Annotated in this window: 9 protein-coding genes; 6 read left to right on the forward strand and 3 right to left on the reverse strand. The window is 41.9% G+C overall.

What is annotated here, in order from left to right; translation table 11 throughout:
• Positions 1-813: 813 nt before the first annotated feature.
• Positions 814-2271, reverse strand: coding sequence for an aminoacyl-histidine dipeptidase (locus tag LPH68_RS24460; protein ID WP_117611262.1), 1458 nt, complete (start codon positions 2269-2271; stop codon positions 814-816).
• A gap of 121 nt (positions 2272-2392) precedes the next feature.
• On the reverse strand, positions 2393-3379 hold the full coding sequence (locus LPH68_RS24465; RefSeq protein ID WP_004315816.1) for a lysylphosphatidylglycerol synthase transmembrane domain-containing protein: 987 nt from the start codon (positions 3377-3379) through the stop codon (positions 2393-2395).
• Positions 3380-3495: 116 nt separating this feature from the next.
• Between LPH68_RS24465 and rsmA the strand changes: the two genes are divergently transcribed.
• The 6 genes from rsmA to LPH68_RS24495 all read left to right on the forward strand — a co-directional run bounded on the left by rsmA (position 3496) and on the right by LPH68_RS24495 (position 9446).
• A complete protein-coding gene (rsmA, locus tag LPH68_RS24470) occupies positions 3496-4296 on the forward strand; it encodes a 16S rRNA (adenine(1518)-N(6)/adenine(1519)-N(6))-dimethyltransferase RsmA (protein WP_004312093.1) in 801 nt (266 codons plus the stop codon).
• 61 nt (positions 4297-4357) lie between these two features.
• Positions 4358-5698 carry a magnesium transporter gene (gene mgtE / locus LPH68_RS24475; RefSeq protein WP_004312092.1) on the forward strand — a complete coding sequence of 447 codons (1341 nt, stop codon included), beginning with the start codon at positions 4358-4360 and terminating at the stop codon, positions 5696-5698.
• Between the two features lie 85 nt (positions 5699-5783).
• On the forward strand, positions 5784-7637 hold the full coding sequence (locus LPH68_RS24480) for a DUF349 domain-containing protein (protein WP_151923713.1): 1854 nt from the start codon (positions 5784-5786) through the stop codon (positions 7635-7637).
• Between the two features lie 589 nt (positions 7638-8226).
• A complete protein-coding gene (locus tag LPH68_RS24485) occupies positions 8227-8475 on the forward strand; it encodes a hypothetical protein (RefSeq protein ID WP_151936787.1) in 249 nt (82 codons plus the stop codon).
• 86 nt (positions 8476-8561) lie between these two features.
• Entirely contained in the window at positions 8562-9110 is a 549-nt protein-coding gene (locus tag LPH68_RS24490; RefSeq protein WP_015532213.1) for a hypothetical protein, read from the forward strand.
• 15 nt (positions 9111-9125) lie between these two features.
• A complete protein-coding gene (locus LPH68_RS24495) occupies positions 9126-9446 on the forward strand; it encodes a helix-turn-helix transcriptional regulator (protein ID WP_008770400.1) in 321 nt (106 codons plus the stop codon).
• Between the two features lie 173 nt (positions 9447-9619).
• On the opposite strand, the gene LPH68_RS24500 is transcribed toward LPH68_RS24495, so the two are convergent.
• Positions 9620-9816: hypothetical protein (locus tag LPH68_RS24500; protein WP_192921164.1), on the reverse strand; the 197-nt coding region annotated here is incomplete at its 5' end.

The raw sequence follows: 9816 nt of genomic DNA on the forward strand, positions 1-9816 counted from the left end.
GGGCAGGAAGCAAACTACTGAGAGCCAAGATTCTTTATTCACAATAGAAGAAGTACCACCAAATTTGACGAAGAACCTTTTTCAACTTTATAGTATGAGGATTACGCGTCAAAATTAGGGTCACAACCGTAAGTCATAAACCAAATTCACCTCTGCGTCCTCCGTGTCCTCTGTGGTGAAAAGAATCAAAACTGCACCGACATGAGTTAAATGCTCTTTCATTTTATTCCCCGCCTCACCCTATATCTCTTTTATATAGAAAAAGTGGGGATATCGTCTTTAATAACGTATCCCCACTCTAAACCTAGTTAATGTACTCTTTCTCATTTCTCAATTCTGTACCCCCATGAAAGCATTTCATTACGACCTACTTCACTAAGGATTTTTCTAACTAAAGAACTCATTTTCTTTGCCATAATCTTTAAAACTTTAAATTACTAATTCCTGAAAACTAAAAAATAAAACTTACTTGTTTGGTTTAGCATTAATTGTCGAATATCCCCAAACATGTACATCGGCTTCGCCGATCTTTCTAAACAATCTTTTTAAACTTTTCATTTTGTTATCCTCTTAATTACATGTTTTATAACACAAAAATACGGCCTTTGTTTATACATTGACCTAAAAAAGAGAGAAATTTATGTTTTATAGCATATTTCTTGATTTGCATCAATTAATTTATTTGTTATGAAATAAAATTGTAATATAGCCTGCAACAAATATGACAAAAAGGCACGGATGAGATTTCATCCGTGCCTTCGCTATAAATACCTATTATATAATAGGAGAATATTTACATTATAAAGAATACGCTTATTTCAGTGGAGTTTGTTCTAAAGTAGCCACCAGGAAGTCGTAGAACTTCCGTACAGTAGGAATCAATGCTCTTTCGTCCGGTGAGTGCGGTGAACGCAAAGTCGGGCCAAAAGAAATCATATCCAATCCCGGAATAATAGCACCGATAATACCACATTCCAAGCCTGCGTGGATTACTTTCACTGCAGGTTCTACCCCAAATTGCTGCTTATAAGAGGCTTTCATCGCATGCAAAATCGGAGAATTAACATCAGGCTGCCAACCGGAATATCCACCAGTCATTTCCACCTTCATACCTGCCATAGAGAAACAAGACTCCAAGCTGGTAGTCAGATATTCCTTCATGCTATCACTCGAGCTGCGAGCCAGAATCTTAATAGCTGCTTTTCCTCCACCAATCGTAATAATAGCAAGATTGGAAGAAGTCTCTACCGTATCCGGAACAGTAGGAATCATACGGGTCACACCGTTCTGACAAGCAAAGATTGCATCAATCAGATTGTCCTGAATCTCTTCAGGCACTTGACCCGCAGGAACTTCCACACGTTCAGCCGTAAAGCTGATCGGTGTTTCAATTGCCGAATATTCTTCATTGAACAGGTCTTCACAGTATTTCACCAAGCCCAATAGTTCTTCTTCATTTTCAGCCGGAATGGTAATAACCGCATGTGCTTCACGTGGGATAGCATTACGCATATTACCACCTTCCCAGCTAGCCAAACGGGCTTCATAGCTGGCAACCGCTTCACGAACGAAACGAACCAGCAACTTATTAGCATTGGCACGTCCTTCATTGATTTCCAATCCCGAATGTCCGCCACGTAATCCTTTCAATGTAACTTTCACTGCAATATCTCCTGCTTCGGGAGCTACTTCTTTATATTCCAAAGTTGCAGTTACATCCATACCTCCGGCACAACCAATATACAATTCGCCTTCATCTTCCGAGTCCAGATTCAAAAGAATCTCTCCGTTCAGTGTACCCGGCTTCAAGCCGAATGCACCGTACATGCCGGTTTCTTCGTCTTTCGTGATAAGAGCTTCCAAAGGACCGTGTTTCAGGTCTTTTGCTTCCAACACGGCCATAATAGCAGCTACACCCAGTCCGTTGTCTGCGCCCAGAGTAGTGCCTTTTGCTTTTACCCAGTCACCGTCTATATAAGTTTCAATCGGATCTTTTTCAAAATCGTGTACAGTATCGTTGTTCTTCTGCGGAACCATATCCATGTGCGCCTGAAGAATCACACCTTTCCGGTTTTCCATACCCGGAGTGGCGGGTTTACGGATAATCACATTACCTGCTTCGTCTACAAAAGACTCCAGCCCCAGCTCTTTTCCGAAACCTAAAAGAAATGCTGTAATCTTTTCCATGTGTCCTGACGGACGGGGAATCTGTGTCAACGAATAAAAATGCTTCCACACGTTCTGTGGAGCTAAAGAAAGAATGGTACTCATAATAAATATTTTAAAACTATTTTAAATCTGATAATTAAACAGTGCCAAGTTATGGAAAAGTTTTCAGATGACAAAGGAGGTTGGCAAAAACATGTAAGAATATACACTTTTAGCTAAAAATTTACGCCCGATGTCTATTGGTGAACGGCAGAGCAGCCAAGCCGTACACACCCAATAAAACAACCAAAAAGGTTTGAATACCGTGTACAATCAGGGCAAATATTCCGGCATCCGTCACGTTTACTCCATAAAGCATCATCATAGAAATGATGGCAAAATGCCAGGGTCCCGCTCCGTTAGGGGTAGGCACAATTACGGCAAACGTACCGCCGACAAACATGACCAATGCCGCAAGGATACCCAAATGTGCCGTAAAGGCAAAGCAATAGAATGTAAAATAGAAATGGAGAAAGTAACAAGCCCAAATAGCCAGTGTATAAAAAATAAAGAGAGGAATGTTACGCACGCCTTTTAAAGACATAATTCCTTCCCATATATTCAATACAAATCCTTTCACCCGTTCATAGAAGAACAACGTTTTTCTTAAATAATAAAGAAGTATCACCACACCAATAAAACAAAACAGAATGATATAAAACCATACCGAAGTCAAAAGGTGGACTAATGAAGGGATTTTCGTTCCGGTCTGCTGAAGGAAAGTGACGAATATCGGTAATTGGAGCAATACAGTGATGCCTGTGATGAGGAGAATAGTCAACGTATCGACCAACCGTTCCGTAACGACTGTTCCCAACGACTTGGCAAACGAGACATTATCATATTTCGCCAACACTCCGCAACGACTCACCTCCCCGATCCGGGGAACCACCAGACTGGCAGCGTATGAAATGAAGATAGCATTCACGCAATCGCTCTTTTTCGGGAAAGCGTCCAACGGTTCCAATGTCTGTCTCCACCGCCAACCACGAAAGACTTGTGCAAACACTCCGAACAATAACGAGAAGAGCATCCACCACCAATTTGTACCGTGTAACAACACATCGCCCGCTTTTGTAAAATCAAAGTCGCGATATACCCAGAATAAGATAAAGCCGCCTAAAACAACCGGTAATATCAGTTTCAGCGTCTTTTTTAATAGTTTCTTCATCCTTAATTCTTCATTAGCTTCGCTGACACATCATTTATTTTTTAATAAATAGTGGTACGTTCTTCATTTAAAAGAATTACCTTTGTCAGCTGCAAAAGTAATTATTTAGTTGGTAAATGAAATTAGTAAAGCCTAAAAAGTTTCTCGGACAACACTTTCTGAAAGATCTGAAAGTTGCGCAAGATATTGCCGATACAGTCGACACCTTCCCCGAACTGCCTATTTTAGAGGTGGGGCCGGGTATGGGAGTATTGACCCAGTTTCTAGTAAAGAAAGACCGATTGGTAAAGGTCGTAGAAGTTGACTATGAGTCGGTTGCTTATCTTCGCGAAGCCTATCCGTCACTGGAAGACCACATCATCGAGGATGACTTCTTGAAAATGAATCTTCACCGGTTGTTCGACGGGAAGCCTTTCGTACTGACTGGTAATTACCCGTATAATATTTCCAGCCAAATCTTTTTCAAGATGCTGGACAACAAAGATATCGTCCCCTGTTGCACGGGAATGATTCAAAAAGAGGTAGCCGAACGTATTGCAGCCGGACCGGGCAGCAAGACATACGGTATCCTTAGCGTATTGATACAGGCATGGTATAAAGTGGAATATTTGTTCACTGTCAGCGAACACGTGTTCAATCCGCCTCCCAAAGTGAAAAGTGCTGTTATCCGTATGACACGCAACGAGACTAAAGAGTTGGGATGCGACGAAAAACTGTTCAAGCAAGTAGTGAAAACGACCTTCAACCAGCGACGGAAAACATTGCGCAACTCCATCAAACCTATTTTAGGCAAAGATTGTCCGCTCACGGAGGACATCTTATTTAATAAACGCCCGGAACAACTATCGGTAGCCGAATTTATCGATCTGACCAATAAAGTGGAAGAAGCATTAAAGACAGCCGGCAACGCCCAATAATTGGCGGGCAACAGTGAGCAGAGAACTGGATTTTGTAATTCGTAATTTGTAATTGACAACGATGAACGAGGAATACATTGACAACGTTAAACACCTTATTGAGCAAAAAGACGCCGACAAGGTAAAAGGTCTTCTCATCGACCTCCATCCGGCCGACATCGCCGAATTGTGCAATGACCTGAATGCGGAAGAGGCTAAGTTCGTCTATCGCCTGCTCGATAACGAAATTGCCGCCGACGTGCTTGTCGAAATGGACGAAGATGCTCGTAAAGAGCTACTCGAAATGCTTCCTTCGGAGACAATCGCCAAACGTTTCGTTGACTACATGGACACGGATGATGCCGTAGACCTGATGCGTGAACTCGATGAAGACAAGCAGGAAGAGGTTCTTTCGCACATCGAAGACATCGAACAGGCAGGAGACATCGTCGACTTGTTGAAATACGACGAAAATACCGCCGGTGGTTTGATGGGTACGGAAATGGTACTCGTCAACGAAAACTGGAGTATGCCCGAATGTCTGAAAGAGATGCGGCAACAGGCGGAAGAGCTGGACGAAATCTATTACGTATATGTCATTGACGATGACGAACGTCTGCGAGGTATCTTCCCGCTCAAAAAGATGATTACTTCCCCTTCTGTATCCAAAGTGAAACACGTGATGCAGAAAGATCCGATTTCGGTACACGTAGATACTCCCATTGACGAGGTAGTACAGGCGATTGAGAAGTATGACTTGGTGGCTATCCCCGTTGTCGACAGTATCGGTCGGCTTGTGGGACAAATCACCGTCGACGACGTCATGGATGAAGTCCGTGAGCAGTCGGAACGTGACTATCAGTTGGCATCCGGTCTTTCGCAGGACGTAGAAACAGACGATAATGTATTGAGACAGACCACCGCCCGCCTCCCCTGGCTATTAATCGGTATGATCGGCGGAATCGGCAACTCTATGATATTGGGTAATTTCGACTCCACCTTTGCTGCCCATCCCGAAATGGCACTGTACATCCCGCTAATCGGTGGTACAGGAGGAAATGTCGGAACACAATCTTCGGCAATCATCGTACAAGGTTTGGCAAACAGCTCGCTGGACGCTAAAAACACGTTCAAGCAGATTACCAAGGAATCGGTAGTAGCTTTAATTAATGCCACTATTATCTCCTTATTAGTATACACCTACAACTTTATCAGGTTCGGCGCAACGGCTACGGTCACCTATTCCGTATCCATCAGCCTGTTTGCCGTGGTAATGTTCGCTTCTATTTTCGGGACACTGGTACCGATGACATTGGAGAAGTTCAAAATCGATCCAGCCATTGCAACAGGTCCGTTTATAGCCATTACAAATGACATCATCGGAATGATGTTGTACATGGGAATAACCGTTTTATTGTCATAAAAACACGATAAACAAAAAAAAATAAGCAAAATAGTATGAAGTAATCGTTTTATTTCATTAATTTGTGACCCAAAACTAATATACAATGATGGACGCTCATGACACTAATCAACCCTTGAACCAAGGGGAATTAGAAGAAGAAAAGAAAACAGTCGAGGTTTCTGAAGCTATTACAGAGACTCCGGCTGAAGATGTTACTGCCGAAGTTCAACCTGAAGCAGCTCCTAAACCTGCCACTAAGGAAGATGTACTAAACCAGCTAAAAGAGCTTGCGCAAGACGCTGAAAATGCGAACAAGCAGGAAATTGACAATCTGAAACAATCATTCTACAAGTTACATAATGCCGAGTTGGAAGCTGCTAAGGTACAGTTTACAGACAACGGTGGAAACATTGAAGATTTTGTTGCCGAAGAGGACCCGACGGAAGAAGAATTCAAACGTCTGATGAGGGTTATCAAGGAAAAACGCAGCAAACAGGTTGCCGAGCTGGAACGCCAAAAGGAAGAAAACCTGCAAGTGAAACTTTCCATTATTGAAGAACTGAAAGAATTGGTGGAATCCGGAGATGACGCCAACAAATCTTATACAGAGTTCAAGAAGCTGCAACAGCAATGGAATGATACGAAACTGGTGCCGCAAGGTAAAGTGAATGAACTTTGGAAAAACTATCAATTATATGTAGAGAAGTTCTACGATTTATTGAAACTGAACAATGAATTCCGCGAATATGACTTCAAAAAGAATCTGGAAATCAAAACACATCTCTGCGAAGCTGCCGAAAAGTTGGCTGACGAGGAAGATGTTGTTTCCGCTTTCCACCAACTTCAGAAGTTGCATCAGGAGTTCCGCGATACAGGTCCGGTAGCCAAAGAACTGCGTGATGAAATCTGGAATCGGTTTAAAGCAGCTTCTACCGCTGTCAACCGCCGCCATCAGCAGCACTTCGAATCGTTGAAAGAAGCCGAACAGCATAATTTGGATCAAAAAACCGTCATCTGCGAAATCGTTGAAGCGATTGAGTATGATGAACTGAAAACATTCTCTGCCTGGGAAAACAAGACCCAGGAAGTGATTGCCTTGCAAAACAAATGGAAAACTATCGGTTTTGCGCCCCAGAAGATGAATGTGAAGATCTTCGAGCGTTTCCGCCATGCCTGCGATGATTTCTTCAAGAAGAAAGGAGAATTCTTCAAGAGCCTGAAAGAAGGAATGAACGAGAATCTGGAAAAGAAGAAAGCGCTCTGCGAAAAAGCGGAAGCCTTGAAAGATAGTACAGACTGGAAAGTAACTGCCGATGCACTGACCAAACTTCAAAAAGAATGGAAGACCATCGGACCTGTTGCCAAGAAACACTCGGATGCTATCTGGAAACGGTTTATCACAGCTTGCGACTACTTCTTCGAACAAAAGAACAAAGCTACTTCTTCACAACGTTCTGTAGAAACAGAGAATATGGAAAAGAAGAAAGCGTTGATCGAGAAGTTATCCGCTATTGATGAAAGCATGGATACCGAAGAAGCAAGTACCTTGGTTCGGGATTTAATGAAAGAGTGGAACTCTATCGGTCATGTGCCGTTCAAAGAAAAAGATAAGTTATACAAGCAGTATCACGGAATCATCGATCAGCTATTCGACCGCTTTAACATCAATGCTTCCAACAAGAAGTTAAGTAACTTCCGTTCGAATATCAGCAATATCCAGGGAAGCGGTACTCAATCTCTGTACAGAGAACGTGAAAAGCTGGTACGTACTTATGAGAATATGAAGAATGAGCTTCAGACTTATGAGAACAATCTGGGCTTCCTGACTTCTACTTCTAAGAAAGGCAGCAGCCTGCTGACTGAATTGAACCGCAAGGTAGATAAGTTGAAAGCAGACTTGGAACTGGTATTACAAAAGATCAAAGTAATCGATGAATCAATAAAAGCAGAAGAATAAGAGTTCTGCCCGATTTAGAAAAATTAGAAACAGGTTTTATACTCACTTGAGCTATAAAACCTGTTTTTCTTTTCTACTAAACAAGACGACAGCCAGTTTAAGGATTTATTCTTTATCAATCAACTTCACGGCTTTTCATAAGATTAGCGTTTTTCGGACTATCAACATGCATTCGTGTCACCGAATTTGCCACCGAGGAACTTTTTTTTTAAAACTTCCAGTAACCTATTATGTGACCTCTTGATGGTGAGAAGTTTAGAGACACATACTATTAAACATGCAAAAAAGCCGTTATTATCTAGTAATAACGGCTTTTAGCTTATTTTGTCTTATAATTTGTTGGGCTACCTGCCCTCAAACTTTAATTCCTTTATAGTCTCATTCATAATGAATTAACAGCTTCCTATTTTCGTAGTGTCACCGAATTAGACACCGACTTTGGCAAAAACCCTCTTTTAATATCCCATTGAGGATTCAAGTTTTGTAATACAAAGGTATCGTTTTTAATCGGATAAACCTAATTAAAGTGACAAATAACGATAAATATCGCATTTAATTTATTAACTTCACAGCGTAAAAAATATAAATTATGCAAAATAAAAGGTATCAGAATTCTTATATTAAAGGCTTAAAAAGAAATGTTATCAATAACACTATAGCAGGAATCGTTATAGCAGGAATAATATTCATTATACAACTGATAGGAGGCTGCGAACAACCGGAAATAACTCATCAAAAAACTCTCATTGACAGTCTGCAAATAAACACGAATGATGAAATTAATGACTGGGACACAGATACCACCACCTACCATACAACCACTAAACCAACTAAATAAAACATTTTTCTTGCTAAATAATCAACCTATAAGTTTATTATCTCGTTATTTTTGCGTATCTTTGTCTTACTATAAAACAAGGAGATATGACATTTGACGACATTACTGGAGACAGAAAATTATGGGCTGTACACTTTGAAGGCGAGGATGATAACGAATTTTATAAGGTGTTCAACAACTGGGCCGACGTGGTTTGGCTACGCACTTTCTTCAAGGAGAATATAGATGACTTGAACGCCTACTTTAAAATAACAGATATAAAAGAAGCTATCAGCGATACTATTGAAGATAGTGAACGCCTTCGATACATCATAATGGACATCTCCCCGGAAACCGATTTAAGCAAGATATTCCGCCCGCTGGACAACAACCAGGCTTCGGATATGATGCTGCAAAAAGAAAAGGCTCGGTTAAAACGTAAATACGGTCACTCGTCATGGCTCCGGCTATACGCTATCAAATTGATTCAAGGCAACTACATCATCACCGGAGGCGCCATCAAGCTGACGGCTACGATGCAGGAAAGAGAGCACACCAGGCAGGAACTTGTGAAAATAGACAGGGTTCGACGCTACTTGCTTGAAGAAGGAATCATTGACGACGAAGGGTTTATAGAGTATATTAGTGAATTATAATTTGGGAGGAATGATATGGAAAATCGTATGAAATCTATCGCACAAAGGCTTGAAGAACATGCTTCTCCAACGCCTTCGAAATGGCGTGAGCTGTTTGACTTCCTTGAAACAAACAAGTCTTGGCTCCGACATTCGCAAAATATTGCCATGCTGATGCTGGACAGGATGGAAGAATTAGGAATGAGCCAAAAGCAATTGGCTGAAAAAATGAATTGCAGCCCGCAATACATCTCAAAGGTGTTGAGAGGACGGGAGAACCTTTCACTCGAAACTTTGACCAAGATTGAAAACGCACTGGAAATCTCGATTATCAAAGAGGAACCGATGGCTGTATAACTCACATCGGCTGCAGTAGGAAAGATTTGCTATCAGATTTTTCCGGATCAGCTGCTGCAGCTCGGGAATAGTGCTAGCAAATGTTTCGTCTTGGAAGAAGCCGGCTGCCGGATTCTGCTAGCAGTTGGCAGGGGATAACAGGTTGATGAAGCCGGGATCCTGCCAGGTATGTGCTAGCAAACTGGAAAAAAGTCATGCTTGAAACTTTTCGTCTGATTGCTCACCGTGCCGCCGTGTGGTTCGTGGCAATGCGTGCAGCGGGAATACCGCCGCCCACACAGCCCCGCTCCCCACAGCAGCACTCCGTCAGTGTTTAATCGGAACATTCCTTCACCGGCAGCGTTTCTCGGACGTTCAGTGTTTCTGTGCA

Origin of the sequence: Bacteroides sp. 1_1_30 (assembly GCF_020982715.1) — a bacterium.
GTDB lineage: Bacteria > Bacteroidota > Bacteroidia > Bacteroidales > Bacteroidaceae > Bacteroides > Bacteroides xylanisolvens.